This window comes from Paraburkholderia atlantica, assembly GCF_009362785.1.
GTDB classification, from domain to species: domain Bacteria; phylum Pseudomonadota; class Gammaproteobacteria; order Burkholderiales; family Burkholderiaceae; genus Paraburkholderia; species Paraburkholderia atlantica.
In genome coordinates this window covers 264,656-286,080 of the sequence record NZ_WHNQ01000007.1, presented here as the reverse complement: position 1 = coordinate 286,080, position 21,425 = coordinate 264,656, and the positions used below count along the sequence as shown (strand labels likewise).

The window sequence follows — 21,425 nt, the reverse complement described above, 5'->3', positions numbered from 1 at the left end:
AGAACCTAATTTACTTAATGCAGATTAAGGAACGCTAATGCTCGACTACGCCTTGCTCGACGCGCTGGCCGCCGTGGTCCGTCACGGCTCGTTCGACCGTGCCGCGAGCGAGCTCAATATCACGCCGTCCGCGGTGTCGCAGCGGGTCAAGCTGCTCGAGGAGCGCGTCGGCAGCGTGCTCGTGAAGCGCGGTCAGCCGTGCGTCGCGACCACCTCGGGTGCGCTGCTGTGCCGCCACACCGAGCGCGTGCAACTGCTCGAAGCGGAGCTGAACGGCCGCCTGCCGACATTGCCCGGCGCGCTCGTCGAGCAGTGGCCGGCTCTGCGCGTCGCCGTCAACGACGACAGCGTCGGCACTTGGTTCATCGACGCGGTCGCGCCGTTCTGCGTCGAACGGGAGATGCTGCTCGACCTCGTGATCGACGACCAGGACTACACCGCGCAGCGCATCCGCGACGGCAGCGTGCAGGGCGCGATCACGACGCAGGCCGAACCGGTGCAGGGCTGCCGCTCGACGCGTCTGGGGCGCATGCGATACCTCGCGGTATGTTCGCCGGCGTTTTTCGCGCGCTATTTCGCCGACGGCGTCACGCGCGACAGCCTGCGGCGCACGCCGTGCGTCGACTTCAATCCGAAGGATCAGCTGCAAAAGCGCTTCATGCGGCGCATCACGCGCGCGGAGATCGATCCGCCGCTGCACTGGATTCCGCACGTCGCCGGCTTTATGCGCGCGTGCGTGATGAGCCTCGGCTGGGGTATGTGCCCCGAGCGGATGATCGCCGGGCATCTGGCGCGGGGTGAACTGGTCGAGGTCGCGCCGGGCAAGCATATCGACGTCGATCTGTATTGGCAGAGCTGGCGGCTGTCGATCGGCTGGCTCGACGATTTCAGCGCGATGCTCAGAAAGCGGGCGGGCGAGTTTCTCGATTGACCGCGCGGCGGCGCGCCAACCGCTACAGCATCAGCTCGATCGAATGAAACAGCCGGCGCTGCTCGGGGTCTGGCGAGCGCGCGCCTGCGTCGATCGTCTCGCGCAGGCAGTCGAGAAAGCAGGCGGCCGCCGGGCTCGTGGGCGCGCCGCGCCGCGACGTGATGCTGATGATGGTCTCGTCGAGCGTTTCGCGTAGCGGCAGCGCCCACAGGTTTTCCTTCGCGCGGATCGCCTCGACGAGCGGCCACGGAAAGATGCTGACCATGTCCGTGTGCGCGAGCAGGCCCAGCACGATCGACAGCGAATGCGCGAGCACGATCGTCTGCGGCACCCGCATGCCGCGCTTGACGAACAGATTGTTCGACATCGACTCGCGGCTCGCCGGGTCCCAGTTGAGGATCCATTCCTCGTCTTGAAGGTCGAGCAGCGTGCGGCATCCGGCCTTCGGATGGTCGCGCCGCGCGACCACCGCCGCATGCGTCGAAAAGAGCGGCGCGTTCTGAAACTCCGACTGCGGCGACGCGGGCGGCGGCCGGCCGATTGAAAAATCGAGGCTGCCGTCGCGCAGACGCGGCTGCACGACCGCGAGCAGGCCTTCGAAAAATTCCAGTTGCACGTCCGGCATCCGTTCGCGAAAACGCCGCACGGCGGGCGGCAGAAAGGTCAGCGCGACCCACGGCGTGACGCCGATCGACAGCTTGCCGGCCGCGGCTCCGCGCAGCGCGTCGATCTCGGCTTGTGCGCGCTGCAATTGGCCGAGCACGAGCCGCGCATGCACGACGAGCGCGCGGCCGAACTCGGTAAACGCGACACCGCTCGCGCTGCGCACGATCAGCGGCGCGTGCAGATCGGCTTCGAGTTCGCGCATCGCCTTGGTCACGGCGGCCGGCGACAGCCCCAGCGAGCGGGCGGCGGCCCGGATACTTCCGGTATCCGCGATCGCCGCCAAGGTATTGAGCTGATGCAGTTTCATGCGTATCAGGAGTATGAAAGGCGGCAACCAGTGGTTGGCACCCGCAACGATTCTACGCCTGCCTGTCGAAATTCGCCGCGGCTATGCTCGGTTCACGCTGACATGGAGACAGACGGCATGAACACGATGGTCATTCCGGCGGGCATCGCCGAAATCGAACAGGAAATGGTCGCGCTGCGACACCGCATCCACGCGCACCCGGAGCTCGCCTACGAGGAGTTTGCGACCGGCGATCTGGTCGCCGAACGTCTGCGGGAGTGGGGCTATACCGTGCATTGCGGCTTGGGGCAAACGGGCGTGGTCGGTCAACTAAAGCTCGGCAACGGCACGCGCCGGCTCGGCCTGCGCGCCGACATGGACGCGCTGCCGATCCACGAGACCACCGGCCTGCCGTACGCGAGCAAGCTGCCCGGCAAGATGCACGCATGCGGTCACGACGGCCACACGGCGATGCTGCTCGCCGCCGCGAAGCATCTGGCGCGCGAAAAGAGCTTCGACGGCACGCTGAATCTGATCTTCCAGCCGGCCGAGGAAGGGCTTGCCGGCGCGAAGAAAATGCTCGACGACGGCCTGTTCGAGCGGTTCCCCTGCGACGCCGTGTTCGCGATGCACAACATGCCCGGCTTTCCCACTGGCAAGCTGGGCTTCATGCCGGGGTCGTTCATGGCGTCGTCGGATACGGTGATCATCAAGGTGATCGGCCGCGGCGGTCATGGCGCGGTGCCGCACAAGGCGGTCGATCCGGTCGTCGTGTGCGCGCAGATCGTGCTCGCGTTGCAGTCGATCGTTTCGCGCAACATCGCGCCGCTCGATATGTCGATCATCACGGTCGGCGCGATTCATGCGGGCGAAGCGCCGAACGTGATTCCGGAGACCGCCGAGATGCGCCTGTCGGTGCGCGCGCTGCGGCCCGAGGTGCGTGACCATCTGCAACAGCGCATCACCGAGGTCGCGACCGGCCAGGCGGCCGTATTCGGCGCGCGCGCCGAGGTCGACTATCAGCGCCGCTACCCGGTGCTCGTCAACGATGCGGCGATGACCGCGCTCGCGCGCCAGGTCGCGGTGGATTGGCTCGGTGAAGATGGGCTGATTCGCGACATGCAGCCGCTGACCGGCAGCGAGGACTTCGCGTTCCTGCTCGAGCGCTGCGCGGGCAGTTATCTGATCATCGGCAACGGTGACGGCGAGGGCGGCTGCATGGTCCACAACCCCGGCTACGACTTCAACGACGCTTGCCTCGCGACCGGCGCAGCCTACTGGGTCAAGCTCGCGCAGACGTTCCTCGTTTGACGCGGCGGCGGCGCGCGAGCGCCTTGCCCCGGCAGCACCAGGATAATCATGGAGACACAGATGGACTATTCCGCCACACCGCGGCCCGCAAGCGCCAACGGGCTCGATGCGCTCGATGCGCAGCGCCTCGCCGATCAACCTCAAAAGCGCGTCGGCCATGCGAAGGCGATCGCCGCGATCACGCTCGGCAACGGCCTCGAGTTCTTCGACTTCACGATCTACAGTTTCTTCGCGACGATCATCGGCAAGCTGTATTTCCCGGTCGAGGGCCAACTCGTGCAACTGATGCTCGCGGTCGGCACGTTCGGCGTCGGCTTCATCATGCGGCCGGTGGGCGGCATCTTGCTGGGCGGCTACGCGGACCGCGCGGGACGCAAGGCCGCGATGAGCCTGACGCTGTGGCTGATGACGCTCGGTTCAGCGATCATCGCGTTCGCGCCGACCTATGCGGCGATCGGCGTCGCGGCGCCGCTGCTCGTGATTTTCGCGCGGCTGATCCAGGGCTTTGCGCTGGGCGGCGAGGTGGGCGCATCGACGGCGCTGCTGCTCGAATACGGCAGCGATCGCACGCGCGGCTTTTACGGCAGCTGGCAGTTCGTGAGCCAGGGGATGAACACGGTGGTCGGATCGCTGCTCGGCGTCGGTTTGGCCGCGACGCTGTCGCCGGCCGCGCTCGAAAGCTGGGGCTGGCGCGTGCCGTTCGTGATCGGCATGGCGATGGGGCCGATCGGCATCTATATCCGGCGGCATCTCGACGAGACGCTGCCGGGTGTCGAAGATGGCGCGGCAGCGGCTGGTGAAATGGGTGCGCAGCGCGCTTCACAGCCTCCGTCGCTGCCGGTCCGCGACCTGTTCCGCGACCACGCACGCTCGATCACGACCGGCGTGCTGACGACGATCGGCGGCACCGCGGCGAACTACATCGTGCTGTTCTATCTGTCGACATACGCGATCCGCATCCTGCATCTGCCGATGGCGACCGCGCTGTGGGCCGCGTGGACCGGCGCGGTCGTCACGGTGATCTGCTCGCCGTTCGCCGGCGCGCTGTCCGATCGGGTAGGGCGCAAGCGCGTGCTGTGGGTATCGCGCGTGTTGCTGATTTTCGCCGTCTACCCGGCGTTCATGGCGATCAATGCGTCGCCGACGGTGCCGGTGCTGCTCGCGGTGGTCGCGGGCCTTGCGCTGCTCGTCACGTTCACCGCGGTGCCCAATATCGTGATGCTGCCTGAGCTGTTTCCGCGCGCAATTCGCGCGACCGGCATGTCGATCGTGTACTGCCTCGGCGTGTCGATTTTCGGCGGCTTCGCCCAGTTCTTCGCGACCTGGCTGATTCAGGTTTCGGGCAGCAATCTCGCGCCGGCGTGGTATCTGATCGGCTGCGGCGTCGTGTCGTTGCTGCCGTTGCCGTTCATGCGCGAGACCGCGGGCAGGGCGATCGATTGACGTGACGGGGACTGCGGTCGGCTGTAAAAAAAGAGGCGTGATATTTCGATCGCGCCTCTTTTGTCGTTTGCACCGCGGTGTCAATACGAACGCCGCGCATCACCGGTGAATTCGTGACCTGCTCGTTTGATTGCGACCGGACTACGACGGGCCGCCCGCGTCCGCCCTGACCCTGTTGCGCTCCAGTCTCATGTACAGGTTCGCGACGCAGATACCGAAGACGATGTGAACGAACAGGCTGGCGCCGTTGCGCGCTTCTGCAAACCACGGAAAAAACTGTGTCATGCCGTAGAAATTGATCAGGTAAACGACTACAGCGAAAGCGCCACCCGCCAGTGAAGCCATTCCCATGCTCGAGTCAAGCTTGAATGACGTCATGATCAGACCGAGGATAAGCGCCAATACGATGGCAAGGCCAAAATGCACCACAAAGGCCGCGAGCACGATGCCAATCGAGAATGATTGCGGCGATTGCAATGCGCCTCGTCCCAGCATGATCGCGGCGACCATGCGTGGGGGCTCCAGCAGACTTCCGCCCGTCATCACTGCCATCAGGACAACTCCTAACGCCAGGAACACAGCCCCCGCGATGACGCCTGCCAGCACGGCTGCGCGCCAGTCGGGCAGGCCGTGTGTGAATTGATGGGAACCCATGTGAAGTTGCACGATTTTTCTCCCGATTGATTCGGATAATTCATTCTAGTTCTCTGTGTCGCGAGATTGATAGCGCCGCGTGACTATCGTCAGCCCGAGGAATGATCTTCGTTCTGGCGACCACGTGGCGTGCAGTCGTGTCAGCGGATCGATAATTAATCTTTTAACTGGCAGTGGAGGATCAAATGCCTTGCTGTCTGCTTTCGGCAACGGCCGCAAGCTATCCGTTCGGTGTGCGCGAAAGTGATCAACCAGAACGGCGGCAATGGCGTAGTGTTACATAGCGGACTGTTCAGAGTGGACGGAATGGAACCCGATCGCGGCACCATGGCGTAGTCCCGGTGCGTGCCACCGCGTGCACCTTTGCCTCGGCACGGGTGAGGTGGGGCGGCATAGTCTGCTACCGCTAGTCAATGATGGAAGGAGGCCACATGTCACTCATCGTCGCAGCACGCTTTACGACATTCCCCGCCGCTGAAGACGCGGCGCAACGGCTCTTCAATGCCGGTTTCGTCGAGGAGGACGTCACCCTGTTTTTCGTCAATCCGCCCGGCCAGCACGCACGTTTTCAGCCCGGCGGTGGTACCAGCACCGACGCAAACGCGAGAGAGGCGCCGAAGGGTGCCGAGATAGGCGTCACGATTGGCGCAGCGGTTGGCGCCGTGCTCGGCGTCGGGATCTTCGCGGTGTTTTCGGCGCCGCTCATCGTGTCGCTGATCGCAGCCGGGGTGAGTGCGTATGTCGGCGCATTGGTCGGCGCGATGATGCGCACGCAGGAAGCCAGCGACGAAGAAATCCGTGATTCCGGCGTGCTGGTGGCCGTACACGTGTCGCCGGACAACCAGTTGGACGCCGCACGGGTGCTGCGCGATGCGGGAGGCGCGGCGATCGAACGCGCTACCGGCAACTGGCAACAAGGGCGGTGGGCCGACTTCGATCCGCTCAAGCAGCCTGTGCCGCTCAGCGAATTCAGTGAGAAGCACGCCTGATTCGAAGGTGTTTTTCGCCGAAATTTTCAGCGAGCGAGAAAACATGAACGGCCCGGCATTTGTCGGGCCGTTTCGTATTTGGAGCGGTGCGTTCCAGGCACGCCCCCGTGCTGGCGCTGCGCGCGGAACGCCTCGGCAGCAATGCGCTCGCGCTGGCGGCGCCCCCCACGATGGCGCGCGTCTACTACCCGGGCGCCGGACGCAACTCCCGCCACTCGAGGAACGGTCGGCGATTAGATCAATGGAAGAAGAGTTCGCGCATGCCGAAGGTGTGATGCGCTTCGGCAGCCATCAGCACCAGCAGCACCAGCAGGCACAGGGGCGGTATCAGGATCGCGTACACCAGCGCCAGCCGCTCCCACATCATGTGCATGAAAATCGACACGATCAGCCCAGCCTTGGCGATCATCAGTACGATGATCAGCGTCCAGCGCAGCAGGCCCTGCACGTGGAAGTAATCCACCATGTACGACAACGTGCTCAGTACGAACAGCAGGCCCCAGATCTTCAGGTAAATGCCGATCGGATGCTGCTGGCCGTGCGCGGCGTCGGGTCGATGGGCGAGATCGGTGTGTTCCATGGTCTGCCTCACCACAAATAGAACAGCGCAAAGATGAACACCCACACCAGGTCGACGAAGTGCCAGTACAAGCCGGCAATCTCCACGATCTGGAAGTTGCCGTGCTCGGTGAACCCCGGCTGCAGGATCTTGCGTCTTATCAGCAGCAGGTAGATCACACCGCAACTCACGTGAAAGCCGTGGAACCCGGTGATCATGAAAAAGCACGCGCCAAACTGCGCCGCGCCCAGCGGGTTACCCCAGGGGCGGATACCTTCATGGACGATCAGCTTGGTCCATTCGAAGGCCTGCATCGACACGAAGGTCGCGCCCAGCAGCGCGGTCGCCAGCAACAGTTGGGCGGCGCGCCGGGCGTTGCGCCGGTAGCCAAAGTTGACAGCCATCGCCATGGTGCCGCTGCTGCTGATCAGGACGAACGTCATGATGGCGATCAGCAGCAAGGGCACATCCACGCCGAAGACAGTGAGCCCGAACACCTTGGAAGGGTCGGGCCACGGCACGGTGGTCGACATGCGCACCGTCATGTAGCCGATCAGGAAACTGCTGAAGATGAAGGTGTCCGACAGCAGGAAGATCCACATCATCGCCTTGCCCCACGGCACCTTGAAGGCCTCGCGGTCGGCCGACCAGTCCGTGACGATGCCGCGCCAGCCGTCAGGCCCGGCGTCGGGGGGCGGGGTGACAGCGGATTCGGTCGGGAGCGTGGGCGTGGTCATGGCGCAGCTCCATACAGCGGCCCGCAGATGGCGGCGACGAACCCAGGGGTGATCCACCACATCGCCGCCAGCAGCACGAGCCAGACAGCCAGCAGGAAATGCCAGTAGATGGCGCACAGCGCGATGGCACGCTGGGTCCGGAACGGGTTCCCACGCTGCAGACGCGCGATCGTCACGGCCCAGGCCACCAGCCCGCCCAGCACATGCAACCCGTGCAGGCCGGTGAGCAGGTAGAGGAAGCTATTGGAAGGATTGACGGCGACAGTCTGCCCCGCCGCCGACAGCATGCGCCACGCGCTCAGTTGTCCGATCACGAACACGGCCGCGAGCACACCGCCGCACAGCAGCCACGCCGCGCGGTGCATGGTAATCCGCCGGGCGCGCTGCATGGCGATGCTTGCCAGCACCAGCGCGCCGGTGTTCCACCACAGCAGAGCCGGATGCGGGATCGGCTGCCAGTCGGGCTCGCGCATGCGCATCGCATAGGCGAGCAGCAGCAGTGAAAACAATGTCGTTGCCACCGCCATGAAGATGATCAGGCCGATGCGGCTCGCATTCGGCAAGACAGGCGGCGGGTCAGGAACGAAGGAGCGGCGCAGTGTAGTCATTCGCTTGCCTCGCCGGGTTGCAGCGTCGGGTGGGCCGGTGCCGGTTCGGGCGCCGTCTCAGGCGGCTGGTTTTGCGGGACGAAGTCTTCCGCGCGCCCCGGCGGGCTGTATTCGTACGCCCAGCGGTAGACGACGGGCTGCACGGCGCCCCAGTTGCCGTGCACGGGCGGTGTTTGCGGCGTCTGCCATTCCAGCGTGGTGGCGCGCCACGGGTTGCCGTCGGCACGCTTGCCGCGCACGAGGCTCCACACCAGGTTGTACAGGAACAGCAACTGCGCCGCCGCGACGATCAGCGCAACGACGGTGATGAACGTGTTGAGCGTCTGCGCCGAATGCGGAATGAAGCTGTAGCCCTCATACTGGTAATAACGCCGCGGCATGCCCAGGATGCCGAGATAGTGCATCGGGAAGTAGATCGCATAGGTGCCGACGAAGGTAACCCAGAAGTGCACGCGCCCGAGCGTGTCGTTGAGCATGCGGCCCGTCACCTTCGGAAACCAGTGGTAGATGCCGCCAAACACCACCAGGATCGGCGACACGCCCATCACCATATGGAAGTGCGCCACCACGAAGTACGTGTTCGACAGCGGAATGTCCACGCTCACGTTGCCGAGGTAGAGCCCGGTTAGCCCACCCAGCACGAAGGTGCTGATGAAGCCGATGGCAAACAGCATCGGCACGGTCAGGTGGATATCGCCGCGCCACAGCGTCAGCACCCAGTTGTAGACCTTGAGAGCGGTCGGAACGGCGATGATGAGCGTGGTCGTGGCAAAGAAGAAGCCGAAGTACGGATTCATGCCGGCGATGAACATGTGGTGCGCCCAGACCACGAAGCTCAGCGCACCGATGATGATGATGGCCCACACCATCATCTTGTAGCCGAAGATGTTCTTGCGCGCGTGGGTGCTGATCAGGTCCGACACGATTCCAAAGGCCGGCAGCGCGACGATGTAGACCTCCGGATGCCCGAAGAACCAGAACAGGTGCTGGAACAGCAGCGGGCTGCCGCCGGCATGCTTGAGCGTCTGCCCCATCGACACCACGGCCGGCACAAAGAAGCTGGTGCCGAGTGTCCTGTCGAGCAGCATCATCACCGCCGACACGAACAGCGCCGGAAACGCCAGCAGCGCCAGAATGGTCGCCGCGAAGATGCCCCACACCGTGAGCGGCATGCGCATGAGCGTCATGCCGCGCGTGCGCGCCTGCAGTGTGGTGGTGACGTAATTCAAGCCGCCCATCGTTGCCGCGACGATGAAGATCGCCAGCGACACCAGCATCAACACGATGCCCCATTCCACGCCCGGCGTGCCCGGCAGGATCGCCTGGGGTGGATACAGCGTCCAGCCCGCGCCGGTCGGCCCGCCTGGCACGAAGAAGCTCGACACCAGCACCAGCACGGCCAGCAGGTAGACCCAGTAGCTCAGCATGTTGAGAAACGGGAACACCATGTCGCGCGCGCCCAGCATCAGCGGGATCAGGTAGTTGCCGAAGCCGCCCAGAAACAGCGCCGTCAGCAGGTAGATCACCATGATCATCCCGTGCATGGTGACGAACTGATAGTAGTGGTTGGCGTCGATGAAGCTGAACTTGCCCGGAAAGCCGAGCTGCAAGCGCATCAGGTTGGACAGGACAAGGCCGACCAGGCCGATGGCGATGGCCGTCAGCGAGTACTGCACGGCGATGACCTTGTGGTCCTGGCTCCAGACATACCGGGTCCAGAAGCTTTGCGGGCCGTGTTCGGGGTGCGCGTAGGTCATTGCGTCTGCTCCGCTAGGGTTGGGCTGCGCTGGTGGCGGCCGAGCCGCCTAGCGATTGGATGTAGGCCACCAGTGAGGTCAGCTCCTGCTCGCTCAGGTCGAACTTCGGCATGATGGGTGCGAAGCCCTTCACGACGCGGGCCGTCGGGTTGCGGATGAAGGCGCGCAGATAGGCTTCGTCCACCTTCGCGGTGCTGCCGTCGGCCATCGTTTCGGTCTTGCCGTACAGGCCCTTCCAGGTGGGGCCCACGCGCGGACTGCCGTCCACGGTATGGCAGGCGAAGCAGCCCTTGGCCTCTGCGAGCGTCTTGCCCTGGTTAGCGAGCGCCTGGGCGCCGCCGCCTGCAGCGGCGGTTGCGGCCTGCACCCTGGCCTGCTGCTGCGCGAACGTGCTCTGCTGCGTCAGCCAGCGCGCGAACGATGCTTCGTCTTCCACTACCACCACGCCGCGCATGTTGGCGTGCCCGAGACCGCAAAGCTGCGCGCACAGAATGTCGTAACGCCCGGCCTTGGTCGGCGTGAACCAGAAGGTGGTCACCATGCCGGGCACTATGTTCATGCGCGCGCGGAACGGCGGTACATAGAAGTCATGAAGCACGTCGCGCGACCGTGTCAGGACCTGGATCGGCCGGTTCAACGGCAGGTGCACCTCGGGTGTCTCGATCAGGTAGTTGTCACGGCCGTTGGGGTCGCCGGGGTTCATGCCGAAGGGGTTGTCGTTGCTGATGTAGCGCACGTCCGTCGTGCCCAGCTTGCCGCCGGGGCCGGCAAAGCGGAAGCGCCATTGCCATTGCTGGGCGAACACTTCCATCTGCAGCACGTTGGACGGCGGCCGTATGTAGTCCGCGTAGACGAAGAGCCCCGGTGCCAGCAACGCTGCCACGCCTACCGAGGTCAGGCCGATCAGCCACCATTCCAGCCGCCTGTTGTGCGGCTCGTAGTCAGCGCGATGACCCTTGCGGTGGCGGTAGCGCACCAGTGCGATCACGATGAACAGGTTGATCGCGATGAAGAACACGCCGGTAATGACGAGCGTGATCGTCAGCATGTCGTCCATGCGCACCCAGTTCGAGGCGATCGGCGTGGTCCACCACGGGCTGGCAAAGTGAAACCCCACCGCCAATACGATGATCAGGAACAGGGCAATCGCAAGCGACATAGGTCACCTCGCTGCGCGTCACTCGCTGGGAGCCGCTAACAAAAGGCCCCAGGCGTCGGCGCCGCCTTGCCGTACTTCGGTACTGTCCGCGCCGGCACGTCTTTAGACCAAAGGTAGTCCTCTCCTCTGCATCGTGCAAGGCTGCGCAAGGGGGAAGTGCGCCCCATGTATAGGGCGGATGAATGGAGGAGCCGCTTGCTGCGATGCAATGCGAAACGGCCGCCTCCTGCATCGATTTCCCAGGCCAACTATGTCTCCTGATGGCACGCGGCAGGGGTACGATAAACAGCATCGACCCGTTGGGGGACTCCTTGATTGATGGAGAGCCGACATGAGACGTCTTTATTTCCTCGTACCTGACACGACGACGGCGAAGGCGATCGTAGACGACTTGCTGCGGGCGCGGATCACATGGCGACATATCCATGTCCTCGCGAATCACAGTGTCGCACTCGAACAGTTACCCGAGGCATCCTTACTGCAAAGCAGCGACGTCGTGCACTCGCTAGAACGCGGCGTTGCGCTCGGCGGTGCGACCGGCGCGCTTCTCGGCCTCGTGGCACTGGTGTTTCCTCCCGCGGGGCTCACGATTGCGGGCGGAGCCGTCGTCGCATTGACGTTGACAGGTGCCGGCTTCGGAGCCTGGACGGCCACGATGATCGGCGTCGACGAACCGAACGCACGACTCGAGCGCTTTCGCGGCGCCATCCGTGACGGCCAGATTCTGATCATGGCCGACGTGCCTGGATCGCGCGAACAGGAGATCGAGCAGATGGTCGCGCATCATTTTCCGAAGGCCGATCTCGAAGGTGCGGAGCCGACGACCCCGATCTTCCCCTGAGTAGCAGTCGAGACGAGGCCATCGGCGCCCCTTGTCCTTCGTCACGACTTTCTTGAACGTGTGTATTTCTTGAAGAGCCGACACAAAAAAAATCTACAAACCGCAGACCGAATCGTTCCAGCTCACGAACACGGCGCCGCTGACCGCCCAGTGTGACGGCACGACGCCGTCGGAATGGTTCAGCCGCTTGCGGCGCGAACTGACTATGACAGTCAGCTCACGCGCCGACTCATACACCTGACGCGCCTCACCGCGCCGCCGACTTCCCACGCCCAGGCACCGCCGCGCCATTGCCATCGCCGTTGCTGGTTGCCGCCACGCGCGTCTCGGGCATCGCCGCCCACACCAGCAGCACCGCGAGTGCACCGGCCGCCGCGAGGCAGAAGAAGCTCACCATGTTGCCGAAACGATCGGCGACGAAGCCCGCCGCGGTCGTGCTCAGCGTCGCGCCGATGCCGGCCGCGAGTCCGAACAGACCGATACACAGGTTGTAACGGCCCTTGTCGCCGGCGACGTCGGCGGCGATCAGCGGCAGCATCACGCCGAATACCGCGGCGCTCAAGCCGTCGAGCATCTGCACCGGCACGAGCAGATAAGGGCTGCTGATGCCCGCGAACAGCAGCGCGCGCAGCGGCAGTGCGGAGAAGCCGAGCAGCAGGATCGGCCGGCGGCCCCAGCGTTCGGCCGAGCGTCCGACCCACGGCGACATCATCGCGACGATCGCCTGCGGCACGATGATGCACGCCGCGATCACGAGCTGCACGTTGTCGCCCATGCCGGCCGTCACTTCGCCGGCTGCGAGGTTCAGCATCGCCGCGTTCGACAGATGGAACAGCACGATGCACGCGGCGAACAGCAGCATGCGCCGGTCGCGCAGCAGCTCGCGCAGGCTTTCGCGGCGCTCGAGCTGCTCGGGGGTGGGCAGCGCTTGCGGCAGCTCGATCGTGTCGGTGCGCTGGATCATCGATAGCGCGATCAGCGCGGGAACCGCGAGACCGGCGGTCAGAAAGAACACTGCGCGCGGCGAGTAGTACTCGCCGAACAGTCCCATCAGACCGGCCGCGACCGCGCTGCCGATCGACGCCCAGCGCGCATTGCGGCCGAGCCGGTCGCCGAGCTTCGCGCGACCCACCAGCGCGAACGAGATCGCCGCGAGCGCCGGCGTCAGCATGCAGCTCGCGAAGCCGTGGAACACCTCGGCGGCGATCACCGGCAGCAGGGTCGGGCTCATCGCGAGCAGCATCGCGCTCAGGATGATCGCGGTGATCGCCCACGCGGCCGCCGCCTTCTTGTTGCGCAACGCATCGACCGCGGCGCCGCCGGGCACCTGGCTGACCATCGCGCTGATCGTGCCGACCGACAGCACCATGCCGATCTCGCCCTGGGTCCACTTGTGCGACGCGAGATACGACGCGATGAACGGCCCGAAGCCCGTCTGCACATTGGCGACGAAGAAGTTGAGCCAATCGAGCGCGCGCAGACTTCGCGCCGTGACCTGAGTGCGGACCGTCATCGGACCGCCCGTGCGTTGGAAACCGCGACGGCCGACGCTGCGGCCGGCGGCGCCGAGGCCGCCGGCGCGGCGCTCGCGGCAGACTGCGCAGGCGGTGCGGGTGGCGGCGCCGGCGACACCGCGCGGATCGGCTTGTCGGCCACATAGGGCGGCGTCGCGTTGATCTGCGCGTCGCTCAGCTCGATCTGCGGATGCAGCTCCTTGTCGCGCGTAACGAAGCGCAGCGCCGACCAGTTCGCGGCGATCGTGCGCCGGTCGGTGCTGACGATGCCGCTGACGTCGAGCACGACCGCCTGCGGCTGCGCGTTGCCGTCGATCAGCACGTCGACCACGCGGCCCACCTTGGCGCCGTTCGCGCGCTCGACGGTCGCATCGAGCAGCGCCAGCTCCAGCGCGTTCGTTTTGTTCGCGGCGGCCGGCACGGCCGTCGCGGTCAGCGTGATCGGCGCGCCCTTCGCGGTCGGCGTGAAGTGGAACGCGCCCCACGGGAAGTTCACCTTGCGATCCCCGACGCCGAGGAAGCCCTGCAGATTGACGACCATTTCACGCGGCTTGCCGGCTGCGTCGGCAGTCATGTCGACCGCGCGGCCAACCACCTTGCCGTCGGGTTTCTGCACCTGGCTGTCGAGCAGCGTGTGCGCGTCGCTGCGCTCGATCGTGCGCAGCACGATCAGCGGCGGCGGCGGTGGCGGGGGCGGCGGCGGAGCCGGCACGACGACGGGCGGCGGCGGTTCGACCTTGTGCGGCTTGACGACCGGCTTCTTCGGCTTCTTCGGCTCCTCCGGCCCCTCGTTCGCCTCGGTCTCGACCGGCTCGGGCGCCGATGCGGCGACCGGCGCGCTCGCCGGCTCGACCGGCATCACCCTCGCGTCGACGATCGGCGCCTGCTGCGTACCCCACAGCAGGCTGCTGCAACCGGACAGCGCGGCGAGCGCGAACAGCGCGGCCACGGTGCATAGCCAGCGAAACAATCGAAGCATCTCTAGCGAATCAGGCGACTCGAGCGGGCGAAGCGATCCAAGCGGTCCAAACGGGACAATCGGCAGGCGCCCGGCGGGGCGCGGAAAACCGCCAGTCATCGGGAAAAACTCCACGGGCAGGTGCGGACGGGCGCGATGAGCCGCCGCGGTTGGAATGGGGTACGGCCCAGAGTTTAACCTGCGCTGCCGCGCGGACAGGCTTTCGCGGACAGGCTTGCAGGCGTTTCGCCGATGCTCTGGCGATACGGCGCTGCACGCCGCGTGCCTGGAACGCCATCGCCGCGATGGGTTCGGCACGTTTCGCGGCGGCTCCGACATCGTAGGTGTAAACGCGCGCAGTGCTCGCGTGAGCGACCGCCGCGCAAAAGTTATAAGTCGCGCGACATGCCCGGCATGCCATACATGCGATTGGACACATAGTTCTCTTCACCTACATTTCGACTCAGAAAAGCGTTACCCACACCAACAATTCCACGAGACGAACCTGATGACGGCCGCGCCAGCGGCCGTTTCAGCGCGCTGATAAAGGAGGCACTCATCATGATGGAACCCCAGGCCCTCGCGAATTCCGACGTCGCGAGCGAATCCTTCGACACCGGATCATTCCGCGGTAAAGGCTTTCTCGACCGCTACTTCGACATTTCCGCGCGCGGCAGCACGCAGCGCCGGGAGATCGTCGCGGGCATCACGACCTTCCTCGCGATGGTCTATTCGGTATTCGTCGTGCCGGGCATGTTCGGCAAGGCGGGCTTCGATACCAGCGCGGTGTTCGTCGCCGTGTGTCTGACCACGGCGTTCGGCTCGCTGCTGATGGGCGTGTGGGCGCGTCTGCCGATCGCGATCGGCTGCGCGATCTCGCTGACCGCGTTCACCGCGTTCGGCCTCGTGCTCGGCAAGGGCCTGCATCCGAACGTCGCGCTCGGCGCGGTGTTCCTGATGGGCGTCGTGTTCACGACGATTTCGGTGACCGGCGTGCGCTCGTGGATTCTGCGCAATCTGCCGACCGGCATCGCGCACGGCACCGGCATCGGCATCGGCCTGTTCCTGCTGCTGATCGCCGCGAACGACGTCGGCCTCGTCGTCAAGAATCCGGGCGCCGGGCTGCCGGTGTCGCTCGGCAATATCACGGCGTTGCCGGCGCTGATGTCGGTCGCGGGACTCGCCGCGATCTTCGGGCTGGTGCGGCGGCGCGTGCCGGGCTCGATCCTGATCGTGATCGTCGCGATCTCGGCGATCGGGCTCGCGATCGATCCGGCCGTGGCGTTTCACGGCATCTTCGCGGTGCCGTCGTTGAGCGCGCCGGGGCACGCGTCGCTGATCGGCGCGATGGACGTGAAGGGCGTGCTGTCGATGGCGGTGCTGCCGAGCGTGCTCGCGCTCGTGATGACCGCGGTGTTCGACGCGACCGGCACGATCCGCGCGGTCGCCGGCCAGGCGGGGCAACTCGACGAGAACGGCCGCATCATCAACGGCGGCCGCGCGCTGACCGCCGATTCGCTGAGCTCGATCTTCTCGGGCCTGCTCGGCGGCGCGCCGGCGGCCGCGTATATCGAATCGACGGTCGGGGTCGCGGCGGGCGCGAAGACCGGGATGGCGGCGGCGGTCGTCGGTCTGCTGTTTCTGGTCGTGATGTTCTTCTCGCCGCTCGCCGCGCTGGTGCCTTCGTACGCGACCGCGCCCGCGCTGATGTACGTGGGGCTGCTGATGCTGTCGAACGTCAGCAAGCTGCATATGGACGACATGGTCGACGCGATGGCGGGACTCGTGTGCGCGGTGTTCATCGTGCTGACCGCGAACATCGTGACCGGCATCATGCTCGGCTTCGCGACGCTCGTGATCGGACGCGTCGTCAGCGGCGAGTATCGCAAGCTCAACGTGGGCACCGTGGCGATCGCGGTGGTGCTGGTCGGGTTTTATGTCGGCGGCTGGGCGATCTGAGTTTCGTTGCAGGTAGTCGTGGTTCTCCACCTTGACGCGGTGCGTCGCGATCCGCGGCGTGCCGCGTATCTTTTTGTCCGGTCCTCGGTGCCCACTGTCCTTGACTTCCGCGCCGGCGCTTCTAAACCATATCCTTATGGTCAAGCCCTGCATGCGCAGGAAAGGAGACGCAGATGGAACCGCAACATCGCATCGGCAGCCGGGAAGAGTGGCTGGCCGCGAGCCGCGCGCTGCTCGCCGACGAAAAAGCGCATATGCGCGCCGGCGACGAACTTGCGCGCAAGCGTCGCGAATTGCCGTGGGTCAAGGTCGACAAGCTTTATACGTTCGATACGCCTGACGGCCGCAAGACGCTCGCGGAACTGTTCGACGGCCGCAGCCAGCTGATCGTTTATCACTTCATGCTGGGCCCGGACTGGGAGGAGGGGTGCGTCGGCTGCTCGTTCCTGTCGGACCATATGAGCGGCATTCTCACGCATCTGGTCCATCACGACGTCAGCTATGTGACGGTATCGCACGCGCCGCTCGAGAAGATCGACGCGTTCAAGCGGCGCATGGGATGGACCTTTCCGTGGGTGTCGTCGAGCGGCAGCGATTTCAATTTCGACTACCACGTGTCGTTCACGCCCGAGCAGCTGGCGAGCAAAAAGGCGTTCTACAACTTCACCGAGCAGGACGTCGGCATTGACGAACAGCACGGCCACAGCGTGTTCTACAAGGACGAAAACGGCGACGTGTACCACACGTACTCATGCTACGCGCGCGGCGACGAGCGCTTCGTGAACACCTACGCGCTGCTGGACATCGCGCCGAAAGGCCGCAACGAGCAGAGCAATCTGACCGACTGGGTCAGGCATCACGACCGCTATGACGATCACGCGCGCGCGGCTTGCCCGGCCTGCGGATCGTACACGGTGTGAAATGGTGAAGCGTCGATGCAGAGGGTGAGGGGCGCGCGCCGCGCCAAGCCGGCGCGCCGCCTCCTGCAAAGCTCGTTACAGCGCCATGTCGAAGGCGGGTTTGAGGAACATTTCCATCGCCATCACGATGAGGCTCATCGCGGCGGCGGCCAGCGTCAGAACCCCGTATTCGTCGTAGCGCGTGTCATACAGACACGCTACGACGAACAGAATCGCCATCAGGTTGGTCAGCCAGTCGAAGTTCAGCGCGAAGCTCATCGGTCGAATCGGAGCGGGTATGCGACGGTGGCATCGCACCGTCAGGTGCCCGCGATTCTAGCGAAATGAGCTTACGGATTCGCAACGGCCGCGCTTACACAGTTTACGGTGCGTGGCGCGCAAAGCCCCGTCAGACGGCGCTTTGCGGCACCATCATGTCGCGTTCGATCCATTCGATCACTGACGTGCGCCGCGGTTGCCAGCCAAGCAGCTTGCGCGCGCGTTCGCCGCGCACGCGGCTATTCGAGCCCAGGCCGTACGAGGCCATTTCGTAGCCCCATTCCTGTTTCGCGTCTTCGAGCGGCCAGTCTTGCGGCGCGCCGAGCTTCATCGCGCGTGCAATCGCGGCGCTCATGTCGCTGAACGACGCTTCGCCGCTCTCGACGAAATAGAACGTGCCGGCAGGGGTTTTATCGAGCGCGAGGCGGTACAGCTCGGCGACGTCGTCGATATGCACGTTCGACCAGATGTTGCCGCCGCTGCCCACATGACGCACGACGCCGCTCTTCTGCGCCTGGCGCACGAGCCGCGGCAACTGCACGCTCGCGCTGCCGGCCACCGCGCCGTGACCGTAGATCAGCGTGTTGCACAGCACGGCCGAGCGCACGTTGCGCTGCGCGGCGTCGAGCACCAGTTGATCGATCGCGACGCGCGCGGCCTTGTCGGCGGTCGGGGTGGGCAGCGCGTCTTCGTGATAGATGCGCGCGTCACCGGCTTCGCCGCCCGACGCATCGCCGACGATGCTCGACCCGCTGGTGTGCAGAAACACCTTGCCCGAACCCGCGAGTCCGTCGATCAGCGCGCGCGCCGCGCCTTCGTGATCGCTGCTCGCGGCGTTGATCACCGCGTCGGCCGCTTGCGCTTCGGCGATCAGCACCGCGCGGTCGTCGAGCGTGCCGATGACCGGCTCGATGCCGAGCCGTTGCAACTCGGCACTGTGTTCGGGCTTGCGGATCAGCCCGCGCACCTGATGGCCGGCGCGCGCCAGATGCGCCGCGATCGAGCCGCCGATGAAACCGCTTGCGCCAGTAACGAAAATCTTCAAGACGTTCTCCTGAGGGAAATGCCAGACAGGCACGCAGTATCGCTCGCGCGGATTCTCGCAAAAAGCGTGTTAGTCTCAAATCAATCTTGATTTGAAATCAACAATGAAAACCTCCACCGACGAATTGCTGGTGTTCGTCACCGTGATCGACAGCGGTTCGATCACGGCGGCGGCAGAGAAGCTGGGTCAGACCGTCTCGGGCGTGAGCCGCGCGCTCACGCGTCTCGAACAGAAGCTCGACACCGCGCTGGTGCGGCGTACGACGCGGCGACTGCACCTGACCGAGGAGGGCGACGCGTTCCTGCGGCGCGCCCGCGCGATTCTCGACGCGCTCGAAGAGGCCGAGGAGTCGGTCGCGCGCGGCCGCGAACGGCCGTCGGGGCGCTTGCGCGTCGATGCGGCGTCGCCGTTCATGCTGCATTGCGTGGCGCCGCATATGACCGCGTTTTCGGCGCTGTATCCGGAGATCCGGCTCGAACTGACCAGTAACGAGCGGATCGTCGATCTGCTCGAGCAGAAGGTCGACATCGCGATCCGGATCGGCGCGCTGCAGGATTCGACGCTGCATGCGCGCGCGCTCGGCGAGAGCAGGCTGCGCGTGCTCGCGAGCCCGGCGTATCTGGCCGAGCACGGCGAGCCGACCACGCTCGATGCGTTGCGCGCGCATCGGCTGATCGGCTTTACGGCGCCGGAGCATCTGAATCGCTGGCCGTTGACGGCAGGGGGCCGGGGAACGAAGCGCGCCAACGGGCAGCGGGACGAAGCCGCGCTGCTGAAGATCGAACCGTCGATCACCGCATCGAGCGGCGAAACCTTGCGGCAACTGGCGCTATCCGGCTGGGGTATCGCCTGTCTGGCCGACTTCATGGCCGCCGCCGACGTGCGCGAGCACCGCCTCGTGCCGATTCTCGGCAACCTGCTCGTCGACGAACGGCAGCCGGTGCATGCGGTGTACTACCAGAGCGCATCGCTCGCCGGGCGCGTGCAGTGCTTTCTCGATTTCATCGCGGCGCGGGTCAAGCTCTGATCCGCGTCGCAGCGCCTTCTCTCCTATAACTCAGATATCGGGCGAGCCGCGCCGCGAAGGTGTATATACAACCGTGGTTTAAGCCACAGGACCGACCTGCGCCAGCCGATGCGTCCCGCATCCACCACATGCGGCCAACGGCCAAACGTGCCGATTTCGCGCCGAGCCATGCGGCAAATAATGGAAATCCCCAGGCACGAAATCTCGAAAAACAAGTTGTATATACAAGGCTCGCCGGCTAGACTTATTTGAACTTGTATAGACAGGACGACAACTATGATTCTGAAGCCCGGCTACCTGACCCTGCCGCAACTGCGCCAGATCGCACGCGAGCAGGTCACCCTGCAACTCGATCCCGCGAGCCATGCCGCCATCGACGCGTGCGCGCAGGCCGTCGCCGACATCACCGCCAAGGGCGAGCCGGCTTATGGCATCAACACCGGCTTTGGCCGCCTCGCCAGCACGCACATTCCGCGCGATCAGCTCGAACTGCTGCAACGCAATCTGGTGCTGTCGCACGCGGTCGGCGTCGGCGAGCCGATGTCGCGCCCGGTCGTGCGTCTGTTGATCGCGCTGAAGCTGTCGAGCCTCGGCCGCGGCCACTCGGGCATCCGCCGCGAAGTGATGGAAGCGCTGATCGCGCTGTTCAACGCCGACGTGCTGCCGGTGATCCCGGTCAAGGGCTCGGTCGGCGCCTCGGGCGACCTCGCGCCGCTCGCGCATATGTCGGCGATCCTGCTCGGCGTCGGCGAAGTGTTCGCAAAGGGCGAGCGCATGCCGGCCACCGAAGGGCTCGCGCTCGTCGGCCTGAAGCCGATGACGCTGCAGGCGAAGGAAGGTCTCGCGCTGCTGAACGGTACGCAGGCGTCGACCGCGCTCGCGCTGTACAACATGTTCGCGATCGAAGACCTGTTCCGCACGGCGCTCGTCGCCGGCGCGCTGTCGGTCGATGCGGCGATGGGCTCGGTCAAGCCCTTCGATGCGCGCATCCACGAACTGCGCGGCCATCAAGGCCAGATCGACGCGGCGGCCGCTTATCGCTCGCTGCTGCAAGGCTCGGCGATCAACGTGTCGCACGCCGATTGCGACAAGGTGCAGGACCCGTACAGCCTGCGCTGCCAGCCGCAGGTGATGGGCGCGTGTCTCGACCAGATGCGTCAGGCCGCCGAAACGCTGCTGAGGGAAGCGAACGCGGTTTCCGACAATCCGCTGATTTTCCCGGACACCGGCGAAGTGCTGTCGGGCGGCAACTTCCACGCCGAGCCGGTCGCGTTCGCGGCGGACAACCTCGCGCTCGCCGCGTCGGAAATCGGCGCGCTCGCCGAACGCCGCATCGCGCTCCTGATCGACGCGACGCTGTCGGGCCTGCCGCCGTTCCTCGTCAAGGATGGCGGCGTGAACTCCGGCTTCATGATCGCGCACGTGACGGCCGCCGCGCTCGCGTCGGAGAACAAGACGCTCGCGCATCCGGCCTCGGTCGATTCGCTGCCTACGTCGGCGAACCAGGAGGACCACGTGTCGATGGCGACGTTCGCCGCGCGCAAGCTCGGCGATATCGCCGACAACACCGCGAACATCCTGTCGATCGAACTGCTCGCCGCCGCCCAGGGCGTCGATCTGCGCGCGCCGCACAAGACCAGCCCGAGTCTGCAGAAGGTGATGGACCTCGTGCGCAAGGACGTTGCGCACTACGAGCTCGATCACTACTTCGCACCGGACATCGCGGCGGTCACGAAGCTCGTGCAGGCCGGCGCGGTCGCGAAGCTGAGCCCGTTCTCGTTCGTGTCGGAACAGTGAATTGTC

The 21,425-nt window shown here is 65.3% G+C and carries 20 protein-coding genes; 9 read left to right on the top strand and 11 right to left on the bottom strand.

Annotated elements, in window-relative coordinates:
- The first annotated feature begins 37 nt into the window (after positions 1-37).
- Positions 38-931 (top strand): LysR family transcriptional regulator ArgP, encoded by an 894-nt coding sequence (locus GCT19_RS13430; RefSeq protein WP_018432354.1) that lies wholly within the window; start codon positions 38-40, stop codon positions 929-931.
- A gap of 22 nt (positions 932-953) precedes the next feature.
- Here GCT19_RS13430 and GCT19_RS13425 read toward each other — a convergent pair whose 3' ends face one another.
- The gene (locus GCT19_RS13425) at positions 954-1,904 is read right to left on the bottom strand and encodes a LysR substrate-binding domain-containing protein (RefSeq protein WP_018432353.1); all 951 of its coding nucleotides are present in this window, start codon (positions 1,902-1,904) and stop codon (positions 954-956) included.
- Positions 1,905-2,021: 117 nt separating this feature from the next.
- Between GCT19_RS13425 and GCT19_RS13420 the strand changes: the two genes are divergently transcribed.
- Both GCT19_RS13420 and GCT19_RS13415 read left to right on the top strand, forming a co-directional pair.
- On the top strand, positions 2,022-3,194 hold the full coding sequence (locus GCT19_RS13420; RefSeq protein ID WP_152852209.1) for a M20 aminoacylase family protein: 1,173 nt from the start codon (positions 2,022-2,024) through the stop codon (positions 3,192-3,194).
- Positions 3,195-3,254: 60 nt separating this feature from the next.
- Positions 3,255-4,637: an MFS transporter gene (locus GCT19_RS13415; protein ID WP_152852208.1), complete on the top strand. Its 1,383-nt coding sequence runs from the start codon at positions 3,255-3,257 to the stop codon at positions 4,635-4,637.
- 141 nt (positions 4,638-4,778) lie between these two features.
- On the opposite strand, the gene GCT19_RS13410 is transcribed toward GCT19_RS13415, so the two are convergent.
- Positions 4,779-5,291, bottom strand: a complete 513-nt coding sequence (locus tag GCT19_RS13410; RefSeq protein WP_152852245.1) for a hypothetical protein — start codon at positions 5,289-5,291, stop codon at positions 4,779-4,781.
- Between the two features lie 431 nt (positions 5,292-5,722).
- Between GCT19_RS13410 and GCT19_RS13400 the strand changes: the two genes are divergently transcribed.
- Positions 5,723-6,280 (top strand): glycine zipper domain-containing protein, encoded by a 558-nt coding sequence (locus GCT19_RS13400; protein ID WP_013089046.1) that lies wholly within the window; start codon positions 5,723-5,725, stop codon positions 6,278-6,280.
- A gap of 238 nt (positions 6,281-6,518) precedes the next feature.
- Here the strand turns inward: GCT19_RS13400 and GCT19_RS13395 are convergent, their stop codons facing one another.
- The 5 genes from GCT19_RS13395 to GCT19_RS13375 are packed head-to-tail and all read right to left on the bottom strand — an operon-like array spanning position 6,519 to position 11,100.
- On the bottom strand, positions 6,519-6,860 hold the full coding sequence (locus tag GCT19_RS13395) for a cytochrome C oxidase subunit IV family protein (RefSeq protein WP_018432348.1): 342 nt from the start codon (positions 6,858-6,860) through the stop codon (positions 6,519-6,521).
- A gap of 8 nt (positions 6,861-6,868) precedes the next feature.
- Complete coding sequence (locus tag GCT19_RS13390; protein ID WP_152852207.1) at positions 6,869-7,576, bottom strand: heme-copper oxidase subunit III family protein; 708 nt, start codon at positions 7,574-7,576, stop codon at positions 6,869-6,871.
- Entirely contained in the window at positions 7,573-8,184 is a 612-nt protein-coding gene (locus GCT19_RS13385; RefSeq protein WP_026228074.1) for a cytochrome c oxidase subunit 3, read from the bottom strand. Before GCT19_RS13385 ends, GCT19_RS13390 begins: the two co-directional genes overlap by 4 nt.
- Positions 8,181-9,941, bottom strand: coding sequence for a cytochrome c oxidase subunit I (gene ctaD, locus GCT19_RS13380; protein WP_018432345.1), 1,761 nt, complete (start codon positions 9,939-9,941; stop codon positions 8,181-8,183). The genes GCT19_RS13385 and ctaD overlap by 4 nt, the downstream gene beginning before the upstream one ends.
- A gap of 13 nt (positions 9,942-9,954) precedes the next feature.
- Positions 9,955-11,100: a c-type cytochrome gene (locus GCT19_RS13375; protein ID WP_152852206.1), complete on the bottom strand. Its 1,146-nt coding sequence runs from the start codon at positions 11,098-11,100 to the stop codon at positions 9,955-9,957.
- A gap of 331 nt (positions 11,101-11,431) precedes the next feature.
- Between GCT19_RS13375 and GCT19_RS13370 the strand changes: the two genes are divergently transcribed.
- Positions 11,432-11,941 (top strand): hypothetical protein, encoded by a 510-nt coding sequence (locus GCT19_RS13370; protein WP_013089052.1) that lies wholly within the window; start codon positions 11,432-11,434, stop codon positions 11,939-11,941.
- A gap of 247 nt (positions 11,942-12,188) precedes the next feature.
- Here GCT19_RS13370 and GCT19_RS13365 read toward each other — a convergent pair whose 3' ends face one another.
- Positions 12,189-13,454, bottom strand: coding sequence for an MFS transporter (locus tag GCT19_RS13365; RefSeq protein WP_018432343.1), 1,266 nt, complete (start codon positions 13,452-13,454; stop codon positions 12,189-12,191).
- Positions 13,451-14,434 (bottom strand): PRC-barrel domain-containing protein, encoded by a 984-nt coding sequence (locus tag GCT19_RS13360; protein ID WP_018432342.1) that lies wholly within the window; start codon positions 14,432-14,434, stop codon positions 13,451-13,453. Before GCT19_RS13360 ends, GCT19_RS13365 begins: the two co-directional genes overlap by 4 nt.
- A gap of 543 nt (positions 14,435-14,977) precedes the next feature.
- Between GCT19_RS13360 and GCT19_RS13355 the strand changes: the two genes are divergently transcribed.
- Both GCT19_RS13355 and GCT19_RS13350 read left to right on the top strand, forming a co-directional pair.
- Positions 14,978-16,372 (top strand): NCS2 family permease, encoded by a 1,395-nt coding sequence (locus tag GCT19_RS13355; protein ID WP_408582384.1) that lies wholly within the window; start codon positions 14,978-14,980, stop codon positions 16,370-16,372.
- A 173-nt stretch (positions 16,373-16,545) separates the two neighbouring features.
- Positions 16,546-17,292 carry a DUF899 domain-containing protein gene (locus GCT19_RS13350; protein ID WP_013089056.1) on the top strand — a complete coding sequence of 249 codons (747 nt, stop codon included), beginning with the start codon at positions 16,546-16,548 and terminating at the stop codon, positions 17,290-17,292.
- Positions 17,293-17,367: 75 nt separating this feature from the next.
- Here the strand turns inward: GCT19_RS13350 and GCT19_RS13345 are convergent, their stop codons facing one another.
- Complete coding sequence (locus GCT19_RS13345) at positions 17,368-17,550, bottom strand: hypothetical protein (protein WP_018432340.1); 183 nt, start codon at positions 17,548-17,550, stop codon at positions 17,368-17,370.
- 130 nt (positions 17,551-17,680) lie between these two features.
- On the bottom strand, positions 17,681-18,595 hold the full coding sequence (locus GCT19_RS13340) for an NAD-dependent epimerase/dehydratase family protein (protein ID WP_152852204.1): 915 nt from the start codon (positions 18,593-18,595) through the stop codon (positions 17,681-17,683).
- Between the two features lie 103 nt (positions 18,596-18,698).
- Between GCT19_RS13340 and GCT19_RS13335 the strand changes: the two genes are divergently transcribed.
- Together GCT19_RS13335 and hutH are read left to right on the top strand one after the other, a co-directional pair.
- Complete coding sequence (locus GCT19_RS13335; protein ID WP_018432338.1) at positions 18,699-19,622, top strand: LysR family transcriptional regulator; 924 nt, start codon at positions 18,699-18,701, stop codon at positions 19,620-19,622.
- Positions 19,623-19,898: 276 nt separating this feature from the next.
- Positions 19,899-21,419, top strand: coding sequence for a histidine ammonia-lyase (hutH, locus tag GCT19_RS13330; RefSeq protein ID WP_013089060.1), 1,521 nt, complete (start codon positions 19,899-19,901; stop codon positions 21,417-21,419).
- The last annotated feature ends 6 nt before the right edge of the window (positions 21,420-21,425 follow it).

Bases quoted from the DNA above. Each gene is read 5' to 3' on its own strand.
- GCT19_RS13415 (WP_152852208.1), top strand. From the start codon at position 3,255: ATGGACTATTCCGCCACACCGCGGCCCGCAAGCGCCAACGGGCTCGAT.
- GCT19_RS13365 (WP_018432343.1), bottom strand. From the start codon at position 13,454: ATGACGGTCCGCACTCAGGTCACGGCGCGAAGTCTGCGCGCGCTCGAT.
- GCT19_RS13420 (WP_152852209.1), top strand. From the start codon at position 2,022: ATGAACACGATGGTCATTCCGGCGGGCATCGCCGAAATCGAACAGGAA.
- GCT19_RS13430 (WP_018432354.1), top strand. From the start codon at position 38: ATGCTCGACTACGCCTTGCTCGACGCGCTGGCCGCCGTGGTCCGTCAC.
- ctaD (WP_018432345.1), bottom strand. From the start codon at position 9,941: ATGACCTACGCGCACCCCGAACACGGCCCGCAAAGCTTCTGGACCCGG.
- GCT19_RS13425 (WP_018432353.1), bottom strand. From the start codon at position 1,904: ATGAAACTGCATCAGCTCAATACCTTGGCGGCGATCGCGGATACCGGA.
- GCT19_RS13400 (WP_013089046.1), top strand. From the start codon at position 5,723: ATGTCACTCATCGTCGCAGCACGCTTTACGACATTCCCCGCCGCTGAA.
- GCT19_RS13360 (WP_018432342.1), bottom strand. From the start codon at position 14,434: ATGCTTCGATTGTTTCGCTGGCTATGCACCGTGGCCGCGCTGTTCGCG.
- GCT19_RS13385 (WP_026228074.1), bottom strand. From the start codon at position 8,184: ATGACTACACTGCGCCGCTCCTTCGTTCCTGACCCGCCGCCTGTCTTG.
- hutH (WP_013089060.1), top strand. From the start codon at position 19,899: ATGATTCTGAAGCCCGGCTACCTGACCCTGCCGCAACTGCGCCAGATC.
- GCT19_RS13375 (WP_152852206.1), bottom strand. From the start codon at position 11,100: ATGTCGCTTGCGATTGCCCTGTTCCTGATCATCGTATTGGCGGTGGGG.
- GCT19_RS13390 (WP_152852207.1), bottom strand. From the start codon at position 7,576: ATGACCACGCCCACGCTCCCGACCGAATCCGCTGTCACCCCGCCCCCC.
- GCT19_RS13395 (WP_018432348.1), bottom strand. From the start codon at position 6,860: ATGGAACACACCGATCTCGCCCATCGACCCGACGCCGCGCACGGCCAG.
- GCT19_RS13355 (WP_408582384.1), top strand. From the start codon at position 14,978: ATGGAACCCCAGGCCCTCGCGAATTCCGACGTCGCGAGCGAATCCTTC.
- GCT19_RS13345 (WP_018432340.1), bottom strand. From the start codon at position 17,550: ATGAGCTTCGCGCTGAACTTCGACTGGCTGACCAACCTGATGGCGATT.
- GCT19_RS13370 (WP_013089052.1), top strand. From the start codon at position 11,432: ATGAGACGTCTTTATTTCCTCGTACCTGACACGACGACGGCGAAGGCG.
- GCT19_RS13335 (WP_018432338.1), top strand. From the start codon at position 18,699: ATGAAAACCTCCACCGACGAATTGCTGGTGTTCGTCACCGTGATCGAC.
- GCT19_RS13350 (WP_013089056.1), top strand. From the start codon at position 16,546: ATGGAACCGCAACATCGCATCGGCAGCCGGGAAGAGTGGCTGGCCGCG.
- GCT19_RS13410 (WP_152852245.1), bottom strand. From the start codon at position 5,291: ATGGGTTCCCATCAATTCACACACGGCCTGCCCGACTGGCGCGCAGCC.